This is a genomic window from Mycetocola sp. Y171, from assembly GCF_056713165.1.
In genome coordinates this window covers 944,924-969,245 of sequence record NZ_JBWYGX010000001.1, presented here as the reverse complement: position 1 = coordinate 969,245, position 24,322 = coordinate 944,924, and the positions used below count along the sequence as shown (strand labels likewise).

20 protein-coding genes are annotated in these 24,322 nt (G+C 66.8%); 15 read left to right on the top strand and 5 right to left on the bottom strand.

The genetic code is table 11. From position 1 onward, the window contains the following. Window positions 1-34: 34 nt before the first annotated feature. Window positions 35-1,639: a glycoside hydrolase domain-containing protein gene (locus AC1M2K_RS04570; RefSeq protein WP_480240010.1), complete on the bottom strand. Its 1,605-nt coding sequence runs from the start codon at window positions 1,637-1,639 to the stop codon at window positions 35-37. 113 nt (window positions 1,640-1,752) lie between these two features. Then, a complete protein-coding gene (locus AC1M2K_RS04565) occupies window positions 1,753-2,700 on the bottom strand; it encodes a TIGR03620 family F420-dependent LLM class oxidoreductase (RefSeq protein ID WP_480240009.1) in 948 nt (315 codons plus the stop codon). 46 nt (window positions 2,701-2,746) lie between these two features. Here AC1M2K_RS04565 and pdxR point away from each other — a divergent pair, with 46 nt between their 5' ends. The 4 genes from pdxR to AC1M2K_RS04545 all read left to right on the top strand — a co-directional run bounded on the left by pdxR (window position 2,747) and on the right by AC1M2K_RS04545 (window position 7,147). Further along, the gene (gene pdxR, locus AC1M2K_RS04560; protein WP_480240008.1) at window positions 2,747-4,177 is read left to right on the top strand and encodes a MocR-like pyridoxine biosynthesis transcription factor PdxR; all 1,431 of its coding nucleotides are present in this window, start codon (window positions 2,747-2,749) and stop codon (window positions 4,175-4,177) included. A gap of 128 nt (window positions 4,178-4,305) precedes the next feature. Further along, window positions 4,306-5,532: an MFS transporter gene (locus AC1M2K_RS04555; protein WP_480240007.1), complete on the top strand. Its 1,227-nt coding sequence runs from the start codon at window positions 4,306-4,308 to the stop codon at window positions 5,530-5,532. A gap of 34 nt (window positions 5,533-5,566) precedes the next feature. Continuing rightward, on the top strand, window positions 5,567-6,151 hold the full coding sequence (locus AC1M2K_RS04550) for an SDR family oxidoreductase (protein WP_480240006.1): 585 nt from the start codon (window positions 5,567-5,569) through the stop codon (window positions 6,149-6,151). A gap of 114 nt (window positions 6,152-6,265) precedes the next feature. Next, window positions 6,266-7,147, top strand: coding sequence for an HAD family hydrolase (locus tag AC1M2K_RS04545; protein WP_480240005.1), 882 nt, complete (start codon window positions 6,266-6,268; stop codon window positions 7,145-7,147). A gap of 3 nt (window positions 7,148-7,150) precedes the next feature. On the opposite strand, the gene AC1M2K_RS04540 is transcribed toward AC1M2K_RS04545, so the two are convergent. Then, window positions 7,151-8,161 (bottom strand): LacI family DNA-binding transcriptional regulator, encoded by a 1,011-nt coding sequence (locus tag AC1M2K_RS04540; protein ID WP_480240004.1) that lies wholly within the window; start codon window positions 8,159-8,161, stop codon window positions 7,151-7,153. A gap of 246 nt (window positions 8,162-8,407) precedes the next feature. Between AC1M2K_RS04540 and AC1M2K_RS04535 the strand changes: the two genes are divergently transcribed. The 10 genes from AC1M2K_RS04535 (at window position 8,408) to AC1M2K_RS04490 (ending at window position 21,808) form a co-directional block, all read left to right on the top strand. Then, entirely contained in the window at window positions 8,408-9,682 is a 1,275-nt protein-coding gene (locus AC1M2K_RS04535) for a sugar ABC transporter substrate-binding protein (RefSeq protein ID WP_480240003.1), read from the top strand. 29 nt (window positions 9,683-9,711) lie between these two features. Then, window positions 9,712-10,671, top strand: coding sequence for a carbohydrate ABC transporter permease (locus AC1M2K_RS04530; protein WP_480240002.1), 960 nt, complete (start codon window positions 9,712-9,714; stop codon window positions 10,669-10,671). Next, entirely contained in the window at window positions 10,668-11,552 is an 885-nt protein-coding gene (locus AC1M2K_RS04525) for a carbohydrate ABC transporter permease (protein WP_480240001.1), read from the top strand. Before AC1M2K_RS04530 ends, AC1M2K_RS04525 begins: the two co-directional genes overlap by 4 nt. A 36-nt stretch (window positions 11,553-11,588) precedes the next feature. Then, a complete protein-coding gene (locus tag AC1M2K_RS04520; RefSeq protein WP_480240000.1) occupies window positions 11,589-13,514 on the top strand; it encodes a glycoside hydrolase family 127 protein in 1,926 nt (641 codons plus the stop codon). 193 nt (window positions 13,515-13,707) lie between these two features. Beyond that, window positions 13,708-15,123: an NtaA/DmoA family FMN-dependent monooxygenase gene (locus AC1M2K_RS04515; protein ID WP_480238215.1), complete on the top strand. Its 1,416-nt coding sequence runs from the start codon at window positions 13,708-13,710 to the stop codon at window positions 15,121-15,123. Further along, window positions 15,120-16,403, top strand: a complete 1,284-nt coding sequence (locus AC1M2K_RS04510; protein WP_480239999.1) for an acyl-CoA dehydrogenase family protein — start codon at window positions 15,120-15,122, stop codon at window positions 16,401-16,403. The genes AC1M2K_RS04515 and AC1M2K_RS04510 overlap by 4 nt, the downstream gene beginning before the upstream one ends. A gap of 229 nt (window positions 16,404-16,632) precedes the next feature. Continuing rightward, complete coding sequence (locus AC1M2K_RS04505; protein WP_480239998.1) at window positions 16,633-18,240, top strand: ABC transporter substrate-binding protein; 1,608 nt, start codon at window positions 16,633-16,635, stop codon at window positions 18,238-18,240. A 66-nt stretch (window positions 18,241-18,306) separates the two neighbouring features. After that, the gene (locus tag AC1M2K_RS04500; protein ID WP_480239997.1) at window positions 18,307-19,296 is read left to right on the top strand and encodes an ABC transporter permease; all 990 of its coding nucleotides are present in this window, start codon (window positions 18,307-18,309) and stop codon (window positions 19,294-19,296) included. Continuing rightward, window positions 19,293-20,165 (top strand): ABC transporter permease, encoded by an 873-nt coding sequence (locus tag AC1M2K_RS04495; RefSeq protein ID WP_480239996.1) that lies wholly within the window; start codon window positions 19,293-19,295, stop codon window positions 20,163-20,165. Before AC1M2K_RS04500 ends, AC1M2K_RS04495 begins: the two co-directional genes overlap by 4 nt. Beyond that, window positions 20,162-21,808, top strand: coding sequence for a dipeptide ABC transporter ATP-binding protein (locus AC1M2K_RS04490; RefSeq protein ID WP_480239995.1), 1,647 nt, complete (start codon window positions 20,162-20,164; stop codon window positions 21,806-21,808). Before AC1M2K_RS04495 ends, AC1M2K_RS04490 begins: the two co-directional genes overlap by 4 nt. A gap of 6 nt (window positions 21,809-21,814) precedes the next feature. On the opposite strand, the gene AC1M2K_RS04485 is transcribed toward AC1M2K_RS04490, so the two are convergent. Together AC1M2K_RS04485 and AC1M2K_RS04480 are read right to left on the bottom strand one after the other, a co-directional pair. After that, the gene (locus tag AC1M2K_RS04485) at window positions 21,815-22,612 is read right to left on the bottom strand and encodes a siderophore-interacting protein (protein WP_480239994.1); all 798 of its coding nucleotides are present in this window, start codon (window positions 22,610-22,612) and stop codon (window positions 21,815-21,817) included. Window positions 22,613-22,698: 86 nt separating this feature from the next. Continuing rightward, entirely contained in the window at window positions 22,699-23,304 is a 606-nt protein-coding gene (locus tag AC1M2K_RS04480; protein ID WP_480239993.1) for a LysE/ArgO family amino acid transporter, read from the bottom strand. A 71-nt stretch (window positions 23,305-23,375) separates the two neighbouring features. Here AC1M2K_RS04480 and AC1M2K_RS04475 point away from each other — a divergent pair, with 71 nt between their 5' ends. Beyond that, window positions 23,376-24,284 carry a LysR family transcriptional regulator ArgP gene (locus AC1M2K_RS04475; RefSeq protein ID WP_480239992.1) on the top strand — a complete coding sequence of 303 codons (909 nt, stop codon included), beginning with the start codon at window positions 23,376-23,378 and terminating at the stop codon, window positions 24,282-24,284. The last annotated feature ends 38 nt before the right edge of the window (window positions 24,285-24,322 follow it).

Genomic DNA, 24,322 nt, shown 5'->3' with positions numbered 1-24,322 from the left:
CGCTTGACCCGCAGATGATGCGTTGAGCCGCTGCTCAGAGCAGGGGCTGCAGCCCGCTCCATCCGCTATCGACCTTGAGTCGTGCGCCGAACGAGTTCCCGCGGCCGGGATAGCGGTAAAGGTCGCCTGTCGTGGCTTGCACCGCGATGAGGTCGGTGAAGCCGTCCCGGTCGACGTCGCCGATCCCGGTGAGGTTGCGCATGCTCTGCCATCCGGTCCCCACTTTGGCGCGCGCCCCGAGGCCGCCGGTCGTTCCTGGGTAGAGCCACAGTTCCCCGGTCGCTGTCGTTCGCGCCATCAGGTCGACTCGTCCGTCACGGTTGAAGTCGCCTGCCCCCATCAACTCGCTCATCGCGTTCCACCCGCAGCCGAGCCTGGACCCGCTGGCCAGGCTGATGCCGCGCCCGCGGTAGAGGTACAGGCATCCGGACGAGGCCTGTACGGCAAGAACGTCTGGACGGCCGTCCAGATCGATATCCCCGATCGGGGTGATCTCGCGCATGCCGTTCCACCCGGCACCGATTTTGACCCGCCCACTGAAGCCGGTGCCGGTTCCGCGGTAGAGCCAGAGCGCCGCCGTCGCGGTATCGCTCGCAATGATGTCCTCGAAGCTGTCGCCATCGAAATCGCCGAACCGCGTGATGGTGCTCATGCCGTTCCATCCGTTTCCGATGCGGGTAGCAGTGCCGAACTGTGCACCGTTCCCGGTGTAGAGATAGAGGAAGCCCGTCGAGGCCTGTCGGGCGATGAGGTCCGACCAGCCGTTGCGGGTGAAATCGCCGAACGGCGTCTTCGGCACCGGTGTCACGTCGAGTTGGTTGCGGTCGACCGAGAGGGACAGGCCGCCCCACGTCTCCTGGCCGCCCGTCTGGGTGGGCGACTGGTACTGCTTGATGCGGCGGTGCAGCCAGTAGCTCTCGGGAATCGCCGCGTTCGAGACGGTCGCCACGCCGTCGTATCGCGCGAACCAGAGGTAGTCAGGGCGCACCCATGTCGGCGACGGGTACGCGGCGACCTGGTCGGCGACGCCAGAAGCGAGGCTCGAGTAGAAGCCGGAAAGGAATCCGAGGTCGTGCAGGCGCGCGGTCCAGGCGCTCTGGTACGTGAGCACGGCGGTGCGGCACGTCGGATCCGTCGTGCTGTACGCCTCGACGTCGAGGAAGATTGCAGTCTCGGCCGCGAGCCCGATGGCTCGTGCCGCGGCGACGGCTTCGTCGGCGGCCGCGAGCCCTGAGGTGGCTGCGTTCGCTGCGGTGAACCGGAACTCCTTGGTCGAGGTCGTGCAGTATGGCTGCAGCCCCATGTGGATCGGCAGCAGGTGCCAGCCCGCCGCCTGCTGAGCGCTGACCCAGGATGCGGTCAACTCCGGTTGGGTGCAGAAGCGGTTGACGCCGCTCGTGTAGATGCCGACAGCGCGATACGGAGAGTCGGAGAGCCAGGTGGTCATCAGGTTCTGAGTCGGTGCCGTGCACGCATCGAATCCGGCCCCGGTGTAGCTGCCGGGGGCAGGGATGTTGGCGGCCACCTGGGCCGACTGCTCTGGCTGGGTCACCGATGACACGGTCGGCGCGACGAGCGCTGCGGCCGCGAGCCCGGCAGCCACGATTCGAGCGAGAGCTGCGCGTCGCAACCCCATCATGACCATCCTTCTGCCCCGGAAGCCGAGGCATAACGATATTTTCGGTCACGGTCGCCGATGCCGCAAGAGCCCCGGGCAGCCAGAGGTCGACCGTCGGAAGAGCGCCCTTTGAGTCACCGGTCGAATCGGTTCACCGGCACCTCCGCGCCAATCTCGTCAGCGACGGGTTCATAGGCCTCCAGTAGTGGGGCGAGTCGGCGCCACTCGTCCATCGGCACTCGACGCTCACCGGTGAGGACGTGGAGCGCGACGTGGTCGGCGCCGGCATCGCGGTGTGCTCTGACGCGTCGCGCGATGTCGTCGACGGAACCCCACGCCACGACGGAGTCGATGAGACGGTCGCTTCCGCCCGGCACGAGGTCGTCGTCCCCGAAACCCAGCCGTCTGAGGTTTGCCTGGTAACTCGGGAAGCCGAAGAACATGCCGATGCCGTTTCGCGCGATTGTCCGAGCCTTCGCCGGGTCGCTCTCGATGACGACGGCCTGATGAGGGGCGATGACGCCCAGGGGGCCGAGCCGTTCCCGGTTGATGATGTTGGATTCCGTGGTGACCAGGAACGGGTGGATGCCGGCGGTGCGGTGGCCTGCGAGGTCCACCATTCGCGGGCCGAGGGCGCCCAGCAGGCGCTGGCTCATCGGGATAGGTGTTGAGGACGAGTCGAGGTCGTCGAGGTATCTCGACATCTCGGCTATCGGGGTGCTGAACGGCCGACCGTGTGCCGCAGCAGATTGCGCATTGCTGACCCCGAGCCCTGTCATCAGCCGTGGACCGTACGACCGGACGAGCCGCGCGTGTTCGTCAGCCGCCACCTGGGCGTCGGACCCCCAGATGCTCATCACCCCCAACGCGACCGCGGATCCGGTGCCCGCTGACAGCACATTCTCGGCGTCCGCCCATATTCCAGGGCCGCCGCTGCCGACGAGCCAGATCGCGCCCCACCCCTGGGTGTGGAGTTCCGCGGCGACGTCACGAGCCGCTGAAGGGTCGATGGACCTCAGCTCCATGCTCCAGATCCCGGTCGCGCCCAGATTCACTTTCTTTCCTGCATCCAGCGTCGTCATGCCTGAAACCTACGGACCGAAAGGACTGGGCGTATAGTCCAATCCCATGGCGGAAACTCAGACCAATGTGGCGGACGAACTGCTCGCGGGAGCGGGCGTCGATCTTCACCTGGAGGTGAGAGGCCCGCGGCTGCGGGCTGGCCTGACGGACGCCCTGAGGGAGGCGGTCCGCTCGGGTCGGTTGGCGCCGGGCAGCCCACTCCCGGCATCCCGCACTCTCGCTGCCGACCTCGGCATCGCCAGAAGCACGGTGACGGAGTGCTACGCCGAATTGGTCGCCGAGGGCTGGCTCACCGCCCAGCAGGGATCAGGCACGCGCGTCGCGGCGCGGGCCACACCGCGCCTCGCGGTCGCGGGCCTCGCGACTGCGGGTACGAAGCGAACCCGTCAGGCGCTGGGGCTCCTGCCAGGGGCGGCCGATTTCGCGGAATTTCCCCGTGCGCAATGGCTCGCCGCAGCCCGCCGTGCCCTCGCTGTGGCACCGCACAACGCCTTCGGATATGGGGATCCGCTGGGGAGGCCTGAACTCCGCCGTGCTCTCGCCGACTATCTCTCCCGGGTGCGCGGTGTGGACGCCGACCCCGAGCGGATCGTCATCATTCCCGGCTTCTACCAGGGCCTGACGCTGGTCGCGCAGGCGCTGAAGGCGCGGGGCGCTCGGGCGATTGCCGTCGAGTCCTACGGCCTCGGGCTGTATCGCGAGCTGCTCACCGACGCCGGCCTCGGCATCCCGGCGCTGGCCGTCGACGACCAGGGGGCGCGCACCGAGAACCTCGCGGACCTGAACGGTGTTGGTGCCGTGCTGCTGACCCCTGCCCACCAGTTCCCCACAGGAGTCGCCTTGTCGCCCGCGCGGAGGGCGGCTGCGCTCGACTGGGCCCGAACAACAGGGGGACTGATCCTGGAGGACGACTACGACGGCGAGTTCAGATACGACCGCAAACCGGTCGGAGCGCTGCAAGGGCTCGATCCTGACCGGGTCCTTTATTTCGGTACCGCGAGCAAATCGTTGGCGCCGGCTCTGCGCGTCGCCTGGATGGTCGTGCCTGAGAGCATCCTCCCGGAGGTCGCGGCAGCCAAGGGGCGCGTCGAGACGGTGAGCGTTCTCGAACAACTGACCCTTGCGGATTTCATCACCTCCGGCGCCTTCGACCGTCACGTACGCTCACGCCGCCAGAACTACCGCCGCCGACGTGACCAGCTGATCGAAGCCCTGGCGCTGAGCGCACCAGGCGTCAGGGTGACCGGGATGGCCGCAGGCTTGCAGGCCGTTCTCGAACTCCCGCAGGGAACGGAAGACAGAATCCTGCGCGATGCGGCAAGTCGGGGACTGATGGTGAGCGGTTTGACTGAGTTCCGCCACGAAACGGATGACGCACGGCCGCCCTCGAGGGACGCGCTCGTCGTCAACTACTCGGCGGTATCGGACAGCGCCTGGCCCGGGGCACTGGACGCCTTGTGCAGTGTGATGCCCTAACGAAATTGGTCTGAGAAATAGCGGGAGAAATGGACTCAGCTTCCAATCCGATTGCTGCCTAGTGTCGATAGTGCGACGACCGACGAGGTCTGTTGCTCACGACAACTCACCGCAATCAAGGAGCGCCAGTGCTTTCGACCCAGCTTTCGGCAACTTCGGACGCTTCCTTCAGGAGATGGACCCTTCCTCCTGGGCTGGCGCTGACAGGTGGCTCCGTCGCGTTTGCGAGCCTGTACCTGGCGGCAGGTGCGCTGACGCCGCTGCTGGTCACCTACAAGGACGAGTGGCAGTTCGCTCCCTCGCTGCTCAACGTCGCATTCGCCGCCTACGCGATCGGATTCCTCGGCGCCGTGCTCACGCTTGGCTCGCTGTCGGATCACATCGGCCGCCGCCCTGTTCTGATCGGCGCCCTGATCGTGCAACTGGGCTCGAACATCGTGTTCCTCATCGCACCGGACATCGCCTGGGTGATCTCCGGACGAATCATTCAGGGAATCGCGAGCGGCGCGGCGACGGCCGCCTTCACTGCTGCCCTCGTCGAACTCGCACCGGCGAACAGAAAACGGCTCGGCACCATCCTCGGCAGTGTCAGTCTCACCGGCGGACTCGCAGTGGGATCTCTCCTTGCCGGACTCGCGGTCCAGCTCAGCCCTGACGCGACCTCGATCATCTTCATCACCCTGATCGTCCTCACCGTCATCGGCGTCGCCGTCGTGATCTTCTCCGCAGAGACGGGAGTTCGCACGCCAGGGGCGCTCCGCTCGATGATCCCCCGCGTCTCGATCCCGCATGCCGCCCGTGCGGAATTTTTCGCCGCGGCCCCTGTCGTCGCAGCGGTGTGGATGCTCGCGGGGCTGTCAGGGGGCCTGGCGCCGAACATGGTACGGAGTGTCTTCCACCTCGACAGCGGTCTTCTCAACGGCGTCACCGGCTTCGTCGCCCCCGCGGTGTCCGCGGTCGTCGGATTGTCGTTCGCCCGCGTCGCATCCCGCCTCGCCATGACCATCGGCATCCACGCGTCGATCATCGGTGCTGTCGCCATCATCGGCGGAGTGTTCGCCGGGAGCCTCGCGATCATGATCGTCGGGCAGGCCATCGCCGGAGTCGCCTTCGGTGCCTCGTTCACTGCGGCGCTCCGCCTGGTCTTCCCGGTCGCCCCGGTCTCCCAGCGCGCAGGTGTCGTCGCCGCGATATACGTCGTCTCCTACCTGGCCTTCGGGCTCCCGATCGTCATCGAAGGCCAGCTCGTCGAACCGCTCGGTGAGATCCCGGCGGTCCTCGGTTACACGGCCGTCGCCATCCTTCTCGCCGTCATCAGCCTCATCGCCCAGGCACGCATCAAGCGTCTCGCGTAGGAATCCAGATACCCCAACAGAAAGCAGGTAACCCATGTCCAGAATCTTCCTCGCCGGTGCGTCCGGAGTCCTCGGTCAGCGTCTCATCCCGCTGCTCGTCCAGGCCGGCCACGTGGTCGGCGGTATGACCCGGTCTGCAGGCAAGGCCGATCTCCTCGATCGGCTCGGAGCCGAACCGATCGTCGTCGACGTCTTCGACCGCGAAAGGCTGATCAAGGCGGTCAGCGATTTCAAGCCGGAGGTCATCCTGAACGAACTCACCGACCTTCCTGACGACGTGACGAAGATCGGCGACCACGCCGAGCTGAACGCGCGCATCCGCACCGAGGGCAACCAGAACATCATCGACGCGGCGCGCGCCGTCGGCTCCCCGAAGATCCTCGCCCAGACGGTGGCGTGGCAGCTGCCAGACGGTCCGGATGCCCGCGCCGTCGCTCAGCTGGAGGCCGCAGTGCTCGCGGAGGGCGGTGTCGTGCTCAGTTACGGGCAGTTCTACGGGCCGGGCACCTACAACGAAGGAGCCGTTCCCGCCGAACCTCGCGTCCAGATCGACCGCGCCGCCGAGCGCACGGTCGAACTCCTCGACGCCCCGACCGGTGTCGTCGTCATCACCGACTGACACAGCCCTGCCGCTCCCTGCGCCACCAGCCCGGCCGGCGCAGGGAGCGACCCGTCCAGGATCCCCGTCATCTCGTCCGTTCTCGCACCTCGCGTGCCGGTCCAAGGAGCTCTCGTGTCCATCCCACCGCCATACACCGAATCGAGCGTGGTTCTCCTCGCTACCGACGAGCCCCCCATTCGTCACAGACAGGATGCGGTCTGGCTGGTGGCGCTCGACCTCGACGGGACGACCCTCCGTGAGGACGGGTCGATCAGCGACAGAGTGATCGATCAGATCCGCAGGCTGGACGCGGCCGGGCACCACGTCGTGCTCACCACCGGCCGCTCAGCGGCCACCACTCTTCCGGTCCTCGAGACTCTCGGTATCGCCCCGTACTACCTGGTCTGCTCCAACGGCGCCGTCACCCTCCACCGCGACCCGGATGCACCGGACGGTTACAGCAGGGAACAGGTCATGACCTTCGAACCTGGCGAGATCCTGCCAGCGATCCGCACCCGCCTGCCTGACGTCCGATTCGCCGTCGAGGACGGTGAGGGGACGTATCGATACACCGCTCCGTTTCCCGCAGCGACGACCGGACTGGGCAGCCGGCAGATCCGCGTCGCCTTCGACGAACTCCTCGATCGGCCAGCGACCCGCGTGGTCGCGATCTCGCCCGGTCACGACGTGATCGACTTCCGGACCGCGGTCGCACAGCTGCCTCTGCATGAGGTCAGTTACGCCGTCGGTTGGACGGCCTGGCTCGACATCGCGGCCAAAGGGGTCACCAAAGCCGTGGCGATCGAGCGGGTGCGAGCCGTTCTCGGGATCGATCGCTCTCACGTGATGGCCGTCGGTGACGGTCACAATGACATCGACCTTCTCACCTGGGCGGGCGAACACGGCCGAGGGGTCGCCATGGGCAACTCGCCCGCGGAACTCCGGGTTGTCGCCAGTGAGATCACCGGCGCCGTGGACGAAGACGGCCTCGCGCAGGTCCTGGCCACCCTGTAGATGTCAGGTGCTCTCGCGAGGTACGACCCGGCACGGCAGAGACTCGATTCCCGAGCTGGCCTCGCCGTTGATCGCGTCGAACAGCCGGCGTGCAGCCTGGGCGCCGAGTGCCTCAAGGTTCATGTCGACGCTCGTGAGATGCGGGCTGGCGCCTGTGGTGAACACTTCCCAGTTGTCGTAGCCCATCACGGAGACGCGCGACGGAACATCCCAGCCCGCTTCGTGCAGGGTGTCGAGAGCGCCGCGCGCGATCTGGTCGTTCCCGCAGAGAATCCCGTCGACATCGGGATGCTGTTCGATCAGTCGCGCCGTGGCGTTGCGTCCCCACTGCTCGGTCCATGAGCCGAACTGGGCGCCGCCCACGAGCGACAGCCCATGCCCGCTGAGGGCGCGTTCGATCCCGACCACGCGGTCCTGCGCCGCGGCGTAATCCGATTCGCCGGTGATATGCGCGATTCTCCGACGACCGCGTGAAATCAGGAACTCTGCCGAGTCCGCACCGCCGCCGACGTTGTCGACGACGAGCGACAGGTCGTTCTCGTCGGTCGACGGGCCGTAGGCGTACACGACGGGAACGGGCAGGCTCCGCCCGATCGACGGCCGTGGATCGGTGCGGGAACCCACGACGATGAGGCCGTCGACGCGTCGGCTCAACAGTGCGTCCAGATGGTACTGCTCGCGAATCGAGTCACCCCGGGCATCGCAGAGGAACACCGACATCTTGCCCTTGCCGAAGGCATCCTCTGCCCCCATCAGGATCGGGAGGGAGAAGCGGCCGTCCAGGTCGCCGGTGATGAGCCCGACCGTTCCGGTCTGCCCGGCGAGTAGCCCACGGGCGAGGGCGTTCGGGGTGAACGAGATCTTCTCGGCGGCGACGAGAACGCGCGCCCGGGTCTCTGGGTGCACCTGATCCCGGCCGTTCAGGGCCTTCGATGCGGTCGCCACCGACACCCCGGCCAGCTTCGCGACATCGCGCAAGGTCGACCGCGGCGACGGCGTGTTTGCGATCGTCATGGTGCGCCCCTGTGTTTCGCTCGCGGCTCGTGCCTCGGTGGTCTGCTCTGACTGCGCCGGTGGCCTCGGTGATCCCCGCGAAGTGAAGCGGTTGATGAGGTCTTTCGGCTGACTCGACAATACACCGGTTGACGTAAGTGAGAAGGCAATGCTAGATTCACCGAAAACCTTTTCGGAATGTTTCGTCGAGGTTTGCTCTCCACCGGATGTACCCCAATCAACGACGATTCCAGACAAGGAAGTCACATGGCAGTGAAATTCCCGCGCTCCAGCCGCAACCGCTCGATCCCGTTCGTCGGGATGGCACTTGCGGCGACGGCAGCGCTTGCGCTCACCGGTTGCACCCCGACCTCATCGGGCGGCTCATCCGGCGACAGCGACACCATCACGGTGTGGCACTACTTCAGCGACGAGAACCAGGTCAAGGTCATGACCGATTACAAGGAACTCTTCGAGAAGAACAACGACGGCGTGACCGTCGACAACGTCTTCGTGCCGTACGACCAGATGAACTCGAAGCTCATCTCGGCCGTCGGTTCGAAGACGGGACCGGATGTCGTCGTGTTCAACGGCGCTGACACCTCGACCCTCGCACTCGGCGGCGCCCTCGCCCCGATCACCGAGCAGTGGGACGGTTTCGACGAGAAGAGCGAGTTCCCCGAGTCCGTCGTGCACTCACTCGAGGACGAGGTCTACGCCGCGCAGGGCTACGTGAACCTGCTCGGGCTCTGGTACAACCAGGACATCCTCGACGAGGTCGGCGTCGAGCCGCCCACCACGATGGACGAACTGACCTCGGCACTCGACACCGTCGCCGCCGCTGGAAAGGGTGGCATCACACTCTCCGGTCTCCCGCAGTCGCAGGGGGAATGGCAGGCCTACCCGTGGCTGTCGAGCTTCGGCTTCAACTACGACGACCCGCAGGCCGCCCCGCTCGAGGAGGCCTTCACGGCCATCCAGTCGTGGACCGAGTCCGGCGCCCTCACCCGTGAGGCCGTGACCTGGGACCAGACGGTTCCGTTCCAGACCTGGGCCGCAGGCGACGTCGCCTTCGCCGAGAACGGCAACTGGCAGATCGGCACCGCGCGCAGCGATGCGAAGTTCAACTACGGTGTCGTACCGCTTCCCGTCGGCGAGGACGGCCAGGTCTACCTCGGTGGTGAAGGCGAGGGCATCGGTGCGTTCAGCAAGAACCCCGAGCTCGCCTGGAAGTACCTCGAGCAGACGTACTTCAGCGAAGAGGGCCAGGCCATCGCGCTGAAGGATGTCGGAAGCATCCCGAGTCGCGGCGACGCGGCATCCGCTCCCGAGATCACCGAAGACCCCATCCTCGCCGCATTCGCCCAGTCCCTCGCGGACAACGGCGCGAACTACCCGGCCCCCGCGGTGCCCGCTGAGGCCGTCGCCGACCAGCAGCTCGTCGTCGGACAGGTCTGGAGCGCCGTCATCGGCGGCCAGATGACTCCGTCGGAGGCGGCGGCGAAACTGATCGCCGACCTCGAGCCCCTGCTCGCGAAGTAGCCGGCAACACCCGAGACGAGGAAGACCTCATGTCAGCAGATCTGACGGCCCAACGGCCGACCCGGCGGACGCTCGCGTCCGTCGGGCGGCCACCCCGGTCATCACGCCGCAGGAACGGCAACCGACGCAGGAAGCTCGCCTTCGCTCTGCCGGCAGGGGTCTTCCTCCTCATCTTCTCCTTCTTCCCGCTCGCCCAACTGGCGAGGATGAGCGTCAGCGATGTGTCCGCACGCACGCTCAACCAGCCGTGGGAGTTCGTCGGCTTCGACAACTTCGTGGGAAGCGCCACCCAGGGATCCCTGTTCCCCGCATTCGGCAACACCGTCGTCTTCGTGCTGATCGTCACAGGGATCGGCCTGATCGGTGGGCTCGGCGCCGCCATCCTCCTGAGCACGAGCACCTGGCTGTCGGCCTCCGTCCTCGGTCTCATGGTGTTCATCTGGGCGCTGCCCCCCGTGGTCAACGGGAGTGTCTGGAAGTTCCTGCTCGGGGACGCTGGACTGATCAATTCACTGATCGTCGGGGCCGGCCTCTCAGCGGATGCCGTTCCGTTCCTCTACGACGAACGATTCGCCCTGCTCTCGGTCGCGATCGTCAACTCGTGGGCCGTCATCCCGTTCAACGCCCTGGTGTTCAGGGCCGCGATCCTCGGCATCCCGGGCGAGACCTTCGAAGCGGCTCGCATCGACGGGGCCAACCGCTGGCAGGAGATCTGGCACATGATCATCCCGGCCGTCCGGCCGACGACCCTCGTGCTCGCCGTCCTGACCATCGTCTACGCCTTCCGATCATTCGACTTCATCTTCGTCATGACCTACGGAGGGCCGGGCGTCGCGACCAACACGCTGCCGTTCCTCAGTTACCTGCAGGCGTTCGTCCGCTTCGACTTCGGCATGGGTGCAGCGACCGCAGTCATCTCCGTACTGCTCGTCCTCGTGCTCGCCGTGATCTACGCCAGGAGCGTCCGCTCAGAGGAGGCTCACTCATGAGCATCGTGATCCCCGCAACGGATGCCGCGTCCGCGGCTCCCGCCACTCCCCAGCCACGCCGGAAGAGACGGCGCTTCGAACCCGTCGCCGGTCCGCTGCGCGTCGTTCTCCTGCTCGTCTACGCCGTCCCGATCCTGTTCATCGTCCTGACCTCGCTCAAGGACCCGAGCGACGTCATCTCGTCGCAGTCGTCATTCCTGTTCACCCCGACGCTCGAGGCGTACACCTCTGTGCTGTCGAACTCGGGACTCTTCGTCGCGATGCAGCAGTCTCTCGTCATCGCGGCGGGGACGACAGTGCTGACTCTCCTCGTCGCCATCCCGGCCGGGTACGGACTGGCACGGGTCGACTCGCGCATCACCACCATCGGGCTCGGTCTGCTGATCGTGCTTCAAATGGTCCCGCAGACCGCGAACGTGATCCCGCTGTACCAGATCTTCGGGGCGTGGGGCCTGCTCGACCAGAACATCGGCGTGATCATCGCGGACACGGCACTTCTCATCCCGTTCGCCACACTGCTCCTCCGGCCGTTCTTCCGGGCCGTGCCTGAGGCGCTCGAGGAGGCCGCGTCGATCGACGGCGCGAGCGTGATGCGCACGTTCTGGTCGATCATGCTCCCCATCGCACGCAACGGCGTCGCCACGACGGGGACCCTCGTGTTCCTCCTCTCGTGGGGTGAGTTCCTCTACGCAGTCAACTTCTTCCTCTCGCCGGGCAACTACCCGCTCAGTGCCCTCCTCGCCCAGCAGGTGTCCGCTTTCGGCATCAACTGGCCGGGACTCATGGCACTCGGCGTCATCACATCCGTGCCCATCCTCATCCTCTTCACCTTCACCTACCGGCTGCTGCGTGAGGGACTCACGCTCGGCGCCGTGAAGTAGACCCCTTCTTACCGACCCTCCCGAACTGGAGACCCCATGACTTCGCTCACCGAGATCACGACCACGACCACCTCGATTCCCGTCGACCCGTCCAGGGGCGCGCTGCGACCCCTTGCGCTGTCACAGGTACGGATCGGCGGCGGATTCTGGGCAGACAAGCAGGAGCTGAACGCCTCGGCGATCATCGCCCATTGCGAAGCCTGGATGGAGAAAGTCGGCTGGATCGGCAATTTCGACGCCGCCATCGAGGGGCGCCTTCCCGCCGACCGGGCCGGCCGAGAGTTCTCGGACTCCGACGTCTACAAGCTGATGGAAGCCATGGCCTGGGAGATCGGCCGCACCGGCGACGAGAAACTCGACGCACGGTTCCGCGCCCTCGTCGCCCGTATCGAACCCGTGCAGGAGTCAGACGGGTACCTCAACACGAAGTTCGGGCGCCCCGGCCAGGAGCCGCGATACTCAGACCTCCAGTGGGGACACGAGCTGTACTGCTACGGCCACCTGCTTCAGGCGGCCGTCGCCCGCGGCCGGACCACGGGAGATGACGCTTTCGTGCAGCTCGCACGCCGCGCTGCCGACCACGTCTGCGACGTGTTCGGCGAAGGCGGCATCAAATCCGTCTGCGGCCACCCGGAGGTGGAGATGGCACTCGTGGAGTTCGGTCGCTACACCGGCGAACAGCGGTACATCGACCAGGCGCGGCTGTTCATCGACCGGCGCGGAACGGGAACGCTCGGCGACATCGAGCTCGGGCGGAGCTACTACCAGGACGACGTTCCTGTGCGGGATGCCGAGGTGCTCCGTGGGCACGCGGTCCGCGCCGTCTACCTCGCCGCCGGTGCCGTCGACCTGGGCATCGAGGATGACGAGCAGGGCCTCATCGCCGCGATCTCATCACAGCTCGAGCGGACAGTCGCCCGCCGGACCTACGTGACCGGCGGAATGGGAGCACACCACGAGGGCGAGTCCTTCGGCGCCGACTTCGAGCTGCCGAGCGACCGCGCGTACTCCGAAACCTGTGCAGGCATCGGCTCCATCATGCTCAACTACCGCCTGCTGCTCGCAACGGGCGAGCCCCGGTATGCCGACCTGATCGAACGCACCCTGTTCAACGTCGTCGCCACCTCACCGGCAGCCGACGGACGCGCCTTCTACTACACGAACACACTCCACCAGCGGGAGCCAGGGTCGACCCCGCCAGAGGACGAGCCGAGCCCGCGCGCGTCGTCCAGCCTCAGGGCCCCGTGGTTCGACGTCTCCTGCTGCCCAACGAACGTCGCACGCACCCTGGCCTCGCTCGGCTCATACGTCGCGACGTCGACGGCTGACGGCCTGCAGCTGCACCAGTACGCGGAGGGAGACGTGTCCGCGGCGCTCGACGGAGGACCGGTCGCGCTGCGTGTCGAGACCGACTATCCGTCGAACGGAGACATCCGGGTGGTCGTGACCGAGACGCTGGATGCGGAATGGGAACTCTCCCTCCGTGTTCCGGCCTGGGCTCGAAACGGCGCACTGCTCCACGTCAACGGGAGCTCCCGTGAGGTGACACCGGGAACGGTCGCGGTTCGCCAGACGTTCAGCGTCGGCGACGAGATCGTGCTGACGCTTCCCGTCGAAGCGCGGTGGACCACACCCGACCCGCGCATCGACGCGCTCCGAGGTCAGCTGGCTGTCGAACGTGGTCCCCTGGTCATGTGCCTCGAATCGACGGATGTCCCTGACGCGGACAGCGTCGACGAGCTGCGCGCCACGGGGGAACTCTACGACATCGATGGCGTCGTGTCCGTCGGCATCCGCCGGATGGCCGTTCCGGACCACGCCTGGCCCTTCGGAGTCGATGCCCCGGACATCTCGCCCGAAGCGGAGAGCGTCGAGCTGCTCCCGTACCACTCGTGGGCGAACCGCGGCCCGTCGACGATGAGAGTGTGGCTGCCGGTCGAAGGTGACACCGTCGCCGGATGATCTGAGCCTGTCGACGTGAATCGCGACTGACGACGGCCTTTTCTGCCTCCCCGGGCGGAAGGGGCCGTCGTCGTTTTGTCGAGGCGCCCGATTTGTGACGACATCCCGCGACATATGCCGTTACAAACCGGATCGCGGTGTGCCGCGCGCTTCTAGCATGGGGCTGCCAGTCCCAGCCAGAAAGGCCAGTGTCATGTCATCGACCACCAAGAAGAGACTCATCCTGAACCTCTTCGAAATGAACTGCGTCAGCCACATCACCCATGGGTTGTGGCGGCTGCCCGAGAACAACCGGCACCGATACACCGACATCCGGTACTGGACGGAGCTCGCGCGGATCACAGAGGACGGCGGTTTCGACGCCATCTTCATCGCAGACGTGATCGGCGCATACGACGTGTTCCGCGGGGGTCCTGCCGATGCCCTTCGTGAGGGGCTGCAGATCCCCAACAACGACCCCCTGCTCGTCGTCCCCGCCATGGCGGCGGTCGCCGACAACGTGGGATTCGGCGTCACGTTCTCCACCAGCTACGAGCCCCCGTTCGCCTTCGCGCGCAGGATGAGCACCCTGGATCACCTCACCGATGGGCGCATCGGCTGGAACATCGTCACCTCCTACCTGCCGAATGCCGCCCGCAACTTCGGGCTCGCCGGAGAGATCCCGCATGACACCCGTTTCGCCATCGCCGAGGAGTACCTCGATGTGCTCTACAAGCTGTGGGAAGGGTCATGGGACGACGACGCGGTGATCCGGGACGCCCGTCGCGGCATCTACTCGGACCCGGACAAGGTGCGCTACATCGACCACGTCGGCGAGCACTTCCAGGTCGCGGGACCCCACCTCTCCGAGCCGTCCAGGCAGCGCACTCCTGTGCTCTTCCAGGCGACCGCGTCCCCGGCAGGGATCCAGCAGGCAGGCAAGCATGCCGAAGCGGTGTTCACCGGCGTTCGCGGCGAATCCGGGATCACCCCGCTGGTCGGTCGCTTCCGTGACGCGGCCCGCGCCAACGGGCGACCGGGCGACTCGCTCAAGGTCATCGTGCAGGCCGCGGTCATCGTCGGCCGCACGGATGCAGAGGTGGCAAGCAAACTCGACGAGTACCGTCGACACGCGAGCACGATCGGTCGATACGTCCACGCCAGTCTGCCGTTCGACCCGACGGCGCACCCGGGGGACATCACGGTCGCCGAGGCGCTGCGCCGGGAGGGTGTCGCTGAGACCGCCGTACCCCCTGCCGTGCTCGGCCTGAGCATCGAGGATTTCGCCGCATCGGCGGCGACCGAACTCGAACGGGACTTCTTCGCTGCAGGCACCCCCGGTGCCGTCGCGGACGAGATCGAGCGCTGGCTCGACGAACTCGGCATCGACGGCATCAATCTGCGCCAGTACCACAGCTTCGACACGGTCCGGGATTTCGTCGACCTGGTCGTCCCCGAACTCCGCAGGCGCGGTCGGCTGCGCGAGTCGTACGTTCCGGGCGAGACGCTCAGGGACCGACTCACCGGCGCTGGGGATCGTCTCCCGTCCACCCATCCTGCCGCAGCGTACCGGGGCGGCCATGGTCTCCTCGCTGGGTCGGATGCCGTTCTGGAAGGAGCGCTCCGATGACCTCCATCGCCACCCGAGCCACCGGTGCTCCCGCCGGGATCGCGGCCGCCCGCGACCGGCTCCGGCCGGTATTCGCCACCATCGCGGCCCGCGCGGCCGAACGGGACAACGAGCGGTCGCTTCCGGAAGAGGAGGTGCGCCTGCTGGCCGAAGCGGGATTCGGTGCCTTACGGCTGCCCGTCGACGCCGGAGGGGCCGGACTCACGATCACCGAGTTCACCGACCTGCTTATCGAGCTGGGCACCGCAGACTCCAACCAGCCTCAGCTGTGGCGGAACCACATCGCCTTCGTCGAAGACCGCGTCTGGCACCGGTCGGCTCCTGGGGCGGACGGCTGGCTCGAACGCATCGCCTCCGGTGACATCGTCGGCGGCGCCTGGTCGGAACGCGCCACCGTGCCCGGAGCGCCGAGCTCCACCCGTTTCGATGAGACCACGCAACCGCCGACCGTCAGCGGGACCAAGTACTACAGCACGGGCAGCATCTACGGGGACTGGATCTCGGTCGCCGCGAAGACCGCTGATGACACCGACGTGTTCGTCATCGTCGATGCCCGCGGCGACGGTGTCGAAGTCTTCGATGACTGGGACGGCATCGGCCAGCGCCTGACCGGAAGCGGGACCACGGTCCTCGACCGGGTCGCCGTCGCAGAAGATGCGCTGCTTCGGGCCGACGAGCGGGCTCCGCACCAGGAGATCATCTACCAGATCGTCCTGCTCGCCTCGCTCGCAGGGGTTGCCGTCTCTGCCAGGGACGAGGGCGCGGCAGCCGTCAGGGCCCGCGTGCGGAACTACCCGCACGGCCTTGCCGCCGCACCACGGGAAGATGCCATCGTCCAGGAGGCGATCGGGGGAGTGGCAGCAGCTGCGGCGGCGGCGAAGTCCGTGGTCCTGCGTGCGGCCTCCGAGCTCGATGACGGTCTCGCAGAACTGGTGCGTGTCGGCGGTGATCACCCGACACCCGTCCTCCCCACTGCGCCAGGGGAGAAGGCGTCGGCCGGCACTGCCGAGCAGTTGCGTGACGCCGCCGTAGCCACCTGGGAGGCACAGCTGGTAGCGGCAGACGCCGCCCTCCGTGCGTCCACCGAGCTCTACGACGCCCTGGGCTCATCCGCCGTCGAACGCGGCACCGGCCTCGACCGGCACTGGCGCAACGCGCGCACGCTGGTCTCCCACAACCCGCGAGGGTACAAGGCCAGACTCGTCGGCGACTGGTACCTCAACCAGGCGGACCCGTACCCGTGGGGACGAAAGCACGAGCAGGAGCCGCGCACGGACTGATCGGGGATCCACAGGGAGCCACAGGCACGGAACGCACCGTGCCTGTGGTTTCTCGCGCGCCTGAATCGCCCCCTCAACAGGGATTTTTCTGTGACCGATTGTGTCGACACAGACCGCAATACAGCTCGACACGGACCCAGGTGGAAATACAGCATGAGAACCGTCGAGCCGTCACAGCGCGACTCGACCCCGTCGCCGATCCGGCACATCATCGAACTCAGGAGCATCCGTGAAGAAAAGAATCTGGCTCGCCGCAGCCCTCACCGCCGTCACCCTCTTGACCGCCGGCTGCGCTGCGGAGACCGAAGCCGGTTCCGCGGACGGCGGCACACTGACCTACCTCGACGCGGAGATCGCGACGAGCGCCCAGGTTCAGGAATCCGGCACCTGGCAGACGAGGGCACTCCAGCAGAACATCACCGACCGGCTCGTCTACCGCAACGCGGAAACCGGGGAACTCGAGCCGTGGATCGCCGAGAGCTGGGAGGCAGGCCAGGACGGTCTCACCTACACCTTCGTGATCCGCGAGGGCGTCACGTACAGTGACGGCACCCCAGTGGACGCCTCGAGCGTGAAGAAGAACCTCGAATGGCAGTCGAGCGGAGACGACGCCAAGGGGACGACTCCCAACGCCCAGTTCCCGGCCGGCCTCACCGCCACGGCGGACGATAAGTCGCGCACCGTCGTCGTCACCCTCCCCACCCCGTACGCCCCGTTCCTCAACGTGCTCACCGGATGGGGTGCCGGCCTCGTCGCCGACGCGACCATCGATGCAAGCAAAGAGGAACAGTCGAAGTTCGTGAACCTCATCGGCAGCGGCCCGTTCGTCGTCAACTCCGAGGTCTACGGCAAGGAGATCGTGCTCACGCGCCGCGACGGATACGCGTGGGCGCCTCCGAGCTCGCCCAACCAGGGCGAAGCGCACCTTGCCCAGGTGACCGTGATCCCCGTTCTCGAGGACAGCGTCCGTCTCGGCACGCTCAAGTCGGGCGAGGGCGACCTCATCCGTTACGTGCAGCCAAGCGAGGAGCAGGCCCTGGCCGACGCCGGCTACCAGGTGGTCGCCGGGACCGGTGTCGGGCTCTCGAACCAGTGGTTCCTCCGCACGGCCGCACCGTTCCTGGATGACATCAACGTTCGTAAGGCACTCCAGCACGTCATCGACCGCGACGCGATCGTCGAGAACCAGTACACCGAGAGCTGGTCGCCCGCGACATCCGTTCTCGCCCCCGGCACCTTCGGCTACGTCGACGAGTCGGCGAAGTTCGACTTCGACCTCGATGAGGCCAACGCACTGCTCGACACCGCCGGATTCACCGAACGCGACTCGGACGGATACCGCACAAAGGGTGGCGAGCGCCTCGTGGTGAAGACGTACATCGACGTGTACGACAACACGGCGAAGAGCCTGTTCCAGGCCATTCAGAACCAGTTCCTGGAGGCCGGCATCGAACTCACCCTCAACGAACTGGACTACTCGACCTACTGGGCGACCGCCTTCGCCGACCCCGAGGTCGCGGCGCTCAGGGTCGGCTGGCCGCACCCGGACCCGTCGAAGGGGCTGAGCGAGTACTACAGCGCTGACGGATCCGACCTGCTGGGTCTTGCCGGTTCGGATGCCACACTGCAGTCCCTGCTGGACGCCCAGAATGCGGCAACGGACGACACGGACCGTCAGGCGCTCCTGGCCGAGATCCAGGATTATCTGATCGACCAGGCGTACGTGATCCCGATCCTCAACGACAGCCAGGTCTTCGTGGCAGCGGAACGGGTCAAGGGGTTCGAGCTCACCGACGGGGCCCTCCCCGAGTTCTACAACGTCTCCGTGACCGACTAACGACCTCGCGGATGTTGGTGCGACGCCGGTCGGCGTCGCACCAACACCACACAGATTGGAACTGCCGTGGCAGCCCGAACCTATGTCGCCAGACGAATCGCCCAGGCCGCGCTCGTCGTCGCCCTCGTCTACACGATCGTGTTCTTCACCCTCTTCGTGCTCCCGGGCGACCCGATCGAGAACAAGCTGACCAGCCCTCTGAACCCCCTGCCACCGGCATCCGCCGATGCGCTGCTCGCCTATTATCAGCTCGACAGGTCGGCGATCGAACAGTTCGCGATTACCGTGGGACGGTTGTTCACCGGTGACCTCGGCTATTCGCTCGTGAGCGGTCGGCCGGTCAGTGAACTCATCGCACAGGGTGTCTCGGACACCATCGTCCTTGCGGCCATGGCTTTCGTCTTCACCATTGTGCTCTCGCTCGCCATCGCGCTCACAGCGGTCTTCGCACCGTGGGCAGGCGCGAGGCACGCCGCCGCTTCACTCCCGATCATCTCGATTTCGACGCCCAGCTTCCTGATCGGGTTCATCCTGCTGACGATCTTCTCGTTCCAGCTGGGGTGGGTGTCCTCGATCCGTGACCAGGGCCTGGTGTCGTACATCCTGCCCGCCGCGACTCTCGCCATCGCCGTGAACGGCGTGCTCTCCGAAGTGCTCATCCAGGGCCTCCGAAAGGCTCGGTCTGAGCCTTTCGTCACTGTGCTGCGTGCCAAGGGAACGAGTGAGGGCGCCATCGCGATCCGTCACATCCTGAAGAACGGTGCGGTTCCGGCCATCACGGTCCTCGCCCTCGTGGTCGGTGAGCTCCTCGCGGGAGCGGTCGTCGTCGAGACGGTCTTCTCGCGAAGGGGCCTGGGATTCGTCACCTATGAGAGCGTCCGTGACCAGGACACCCCGGTGATCCTCATCGTCGTCATTCTCGTGTCGACGGTCTACGTCGTGATCAACCTGATCACCGACCTGCTCTACCCGACCCTGGATCCACGGATCCTCCGTCACGGATCGACCGCACCGACCAGCCGGACGATCACCAGACAGAAGGTGACCGCAGCATGAGTTCCTCCACTCGCAACGCGCCACGCACGTCGTTCCAGAATGCGGATGCCGGTTCGTGGCGTGCCATCGTCGCCCGGCTCGACCCGACCGACTACGTCGCTCTCGGTGTCGTCGCCCTCGTGGTTCTCGCCCTTGTCGCACCGGGCATCCTCACGCCATACGATCCGCTCGTCGGCGACGATGCGAACATCCTCTCAGCCCCGTCGCTCTCGCACTGGTTCGGCACCGACTACCTCGGCAGAGACCTGCTGTCACGGATCGTCCACGGCACAGGGCGCACCCTCCTCGGCTCAGCCGTTGCCGTGGTGATCGGTCTCGGAGTCGGGACGATCCTGGGACTCATCGCAGCGTACTTCGGCGGCCTCGCCGACTCCGTCATCAGCCGTCTCGTCGACGTGCTGCTGTCGATCCCCGGTCTCCTGCTCTCCATGGTGGTCGTCGTCGCGCTGGGCTTCGGCGCGCTCAACGCTGCGGTCGCCGTCGGAATCGCCTCCATCGCCGCCTTCACCCGGATCATGCGCTCCGAAGTCCTGACGGTCAAAGGTCTGCCGTTCGTCGAAGCGAGCCACCATCTGGGCGGGAAGCGACTGTACGTGCTCGCCAGGCACATCTTCCCCAACTCGTACTCGTCCGTGCTCGCCCTCACCGGGCTGCAGTTCGGCATCTCCATCATCTGGATCTCGTCGCTGAGCTTCCTCGGTTACGGTGCTCCGCCCCCGCAGCCCGAGTGGGGCCTTCTCGTGTCCGAAGGTCGCGAATACGTCGTCTCATCGCCCTGGCTCGTCGTCATCCCCGGCCTGGTCATCGCCGCAACCGTGCTTTCGATCAGCCGCCTCAGCCGCGTTCTCAAGGAAGGCCACACACCATGACCCTGCTCGCGCCCGAGTTCTCCGCGCCCCTCGTCGTCGACAACCTCTCCATCGGATACCGCAGGCGCAGGCGTGGGCAGGTCGAAAATGTCGTCCACGATGTCTCCTTCGCCGTCCCGCACGGGTCCACCGTCTCTCTCGTCGGTCAGTCGGGATCGGGGAAGAGCACGATCGCCCGCGCCGTCGCCGGACTGCTTCCGCACAACGGCGCCCTCACCGCGGGATCCGTTGCCGTCGTCGGCCGCGACGTCACCAGGTACAGCGCTTCCCAGTGGCGACCGCTTCGGGGGAAGGCCGTCGGCTTCGTGCCGCAGGATCCGCTCAGCTCACTCGACCCCCTCCAGAGGATCGGCGTGCAGATCGCCGGAGCCCTCGCCCAGGCCTCCATCCCGCGCTCAGAGGTCCCGGCCCGCGTCATCAGGTTGCTCGAACACGTCGGCATCCGAGACGCCAAAGCGCGCGCCCGCGCGTTCCCCCACGAACTGTCCGGCGGGCAGCTGCAGCGTGTGCTGATCGCGATCGCCATCGCAGCGGATCCGGCCCTGCTCATCGCCGACGAGCCGACGTCGGCGCTCGACGTGACCGTGCAGAAGCGCATCCTCGACCTCATCGACGGCCTCCGCGAGGAGCTCGGGCTCGGCGTCCTGTTCATCACCCACGACCTCGCGCTCGCGCAGGAACGCAGTGACGAGATCGTCGTGCTCAAGGACGGGGTCGTGCGGGAGCAGGGTCCTGCCGATGTCGTGCTGGTGTCTCCCCAGGACCCGTACACGATCACCCTCCTCTCCGATGCGCCTGCCGCCTCTCCCGATCGATACCGGGACCGCGTGCGCGAGCCGGACGCATCGGCCGCGGAGATCGTCTCGGTCGCGAACGTCACGAAGACGTTCGCGGGGCGGACCAGGGCCGACGCGGCCACGGTCGCCCTCGACGACGTGTCGCTGACTCTCAGGCAGGGGTCGATCCACGCCCTCGTCGGAGAGTCAGGGTCGGGCAAGACGACGCTGGCACGGATCATCGCCGGGCTGACCGGCTTCGACGAGGGTCGCACCATCGTCGACGGCAGAGAACTGCCGTCCCACGAAACCTATGCGAACCCGTTCGCCCGCACGCTCCAGCTCGTGTACCAGAACCCTCTCTCGGCCGTTGATCCGCGCTACAGCGTGCGCCGCATCATCGAAGAGCCGCTCCGCATCCACGGCATCGGCGACGTACGCAGCCGCAGGGCACGGGTCGCTGAAGTCCTCGACCAGGTCGCGCTGCCGTCGACAGTGCTCGGGCGGACCGCTCGGGAGGTCTCGGGCGGACAGCGTCAGCGGGTGGCTCTCGCGCGGACGCTCGTGCTGGCCCCAGACGTCCTCGTGCTCGATGAGCCGACATCCGCTCTCGATGTCACCGTTCAGGCCCAGATCGTCGAACTCCTTCTCGAGCTTCGGGATCGCCACAACCTGAGCTACCTGTTCATCTCGCACGACCTCGGACTCGTCCGGCAAATCGCAGACACCGTCACGGTGCTCAGGCACGGCTCGGTGGTGGCGAGCGGAGGCTCCCACGAGATCTTCTCGAACCCTCAGGATGCATACACGCGCGAGCTCCTCGACTCGGTGCCACGACTCGAACGGAAGACCGAGGTCGCCGCCTAGGCCTGGTCAGCCCTCGGCACGGGCGAGTTCGGACTTCCACACCCGGAATCCCTCCTCGGTGCGGCCACGACGCCAGTACCCGGAGACGGAGAGCTGGTCGCGCGCCAGCCCGCGGTCCGTACGCAGGTACGGACGCACTCCGTGCATGATCTCCTCGGCCTCACCGTGGGCGAACGCGTGCACGCGGCCGCTGAGCCAGGGCACCGCGCGCACGGCGGCCTCGAGAAGACCATCCGCCGTGCCGCCGTTCCGGTGCACGACAGTGACGGCACCGTCCGCGGGGAGCGCCAGGGTCGGCTCGTGCCCGTCCGACTCGACCAGGAGGACGACCCGGACGACCGCCTCGGGATGGAGCGACTCGAGGGCGGCGGTGACAGCAGGAATGGCCGACTCGTCGCCGATGAGGAGATGCCAGTCGGCCGTCGGGTCCGGTCGGTACGCTCCGCCCGGGCCGTTCGCCAGCAGGATGTCGCCGACCTGGGCGCCGGCAGCCCACGGCCCCGCGATGCCCTCGTCGCCGTGCACGACGAAGTCGATGTCGATCGTGCCCGCTTCGAGGTCAGGGTGGAGCGCCGTGTAGGTGCGGACATCGGGCAGGTCTTCTGGCGGGAGGGTTGCGCGGAGTGCGCGCACGTCGATGTCATCCGGGTAGTCGACTCCTGCTTTGGGGAAGACGAGTTTGACGTAGCGGTCGGTGAAGCGGCTCTCGGCGAAGGCGGACAGATCCTCGGTCACAAGGTGCAGCCGCCGGAGCGACGGGGTGACCCACGATGCAGCGGCCACGGTGAAACGGGTGGTCGGCATGGCCGGTGTCCTTCCGGGCTGGAGTGCGGGCGATTCCGGATGGCCGGAGCACGTCATTCTTTCAGATGGCTCTGGGTGATGCCCGATTACAGACCCAGGAGCAGGCTCGCCGCGATCGCGATCATGACGGCGGCGATCAGGGCGTCGAGGATGCGCCAGGACAGGGGTTTGGAGAAGAGAGGCCGAAGCAACCGTGAGCCGAAGCCCAGCGCCGTGAACCACGCCACGCTGCCGAGCGCGGCGCCGAGCGCGAACCACCACCGGCCATCCCCATAGGTGGCGCCGATCGACCCGAGGAGCACGACCGTGTCGAGATACACGTGCGGGTTCAGCCAGGTGAGTGCGAGCGCCGTGAGGATCGCGGTTCGCAGCGACACCGGTGCGCCTGCCGGGTCCGTATCGAGGCTGCCGGGGCGGGCTGCGCGGATCGCGGAGCGGACGCCGTACCAGACGAGGAACCCGGCTCCGGCGATCCGGACGACCGTGAGCAACCAGCCGGCCTGCTCGATGAGCGCTCCGAGCCCCCAGATGCCGAGCGCGATCAGGACGGCGTCCGAGACGGCGCAGATGGCGACGATCCAGGCGACGTGCTCCCGCCGCAAGCCCTGCCGTAGGACGAACGCGTTCTGGGCGCCGATCGCGACGATGAGGGAGAGGCCCAGGCCAAGGCCGGCCAGCAGGGGGGTGAGCATGAGTTCACGCTAAGGCCAGAAAAACCATAAATCCAGCTATAGATTCTTTGTGAGCATTAGAATCGCTAATCATGGATCTTTCCCAGTTGCAGGCCATGGCCGCCGCGGTGGATGGTGGCACGTTCGAGGCGGCCGCTCGGGCGCTGCACGTGACACCCTCGGCGATCAGCCAGCGGATCCGCGCCCTTGAGAACGCCGTGGGGGGTGTGCTCCTTCAGCGCAGCAAGCCGATCGCGCCCACCGCCGTGGGACTCACCTACCTCAGGCTCGCTCGACAGATCGAAACGTTGACGGCCGATGCAGCTGCAGAAACCGCGCACGGTCCGATCGGCAGCCGGCCGAGCGTGTCGCTTGCCATCAACGGGGATTCGCTTGCAACCTGGGTGATGCCCGCGCTCGCCTCGCTCGCCCACGAGGTGACGTTCGACATCCATCGCGAGGATCAGGACCACTCCGCCGAGTTGCTCAGGGACGGCACGGTCATGGCCGCGATCACGACCCAGGCGCGGCCCGTTCAAGGCTGCACGTCAATACCTCTCGGCGTCATGCATTACCGGCCGATGGCATCCCCCGCCTTCATCTCCCGGTGGTTCCCGGACGGTGTGGATGCCCGCTCTCTCGCCGAGGCGCCCGTCGTCGTCTTCGATCACAAGGACGACATCCAGCATCGCTACCTTCGGGCGTTCTCGCGAACCCCGCTGAAGCCTCCGCAGCATTTCGTCCCGGTCTCGGCCGACTTCGCCGCGGCCGTGCGGCTCGGCTTCGGCTGGGCCATGCTCCCAGACCAGCAGTCCGACGACCTCGTCTCGACGGGCGAGCTGGTCGAGCTCGCAGCGGGCGACACGGTCGACGTGGCGCTCTACTGGCAACAGTGGGCGTTGCGGATGGGCGCCCTCGACCGTGTCGCGGCAGTGCTGGGCGATGCGGCAGGTCAGCAGTTGACCCCGCTGCCCCGCAGCAACGCGTCCGCCAGGCGATGACCTGCTCCGTGGATGACGAGTACCGTGCACCACGAGCG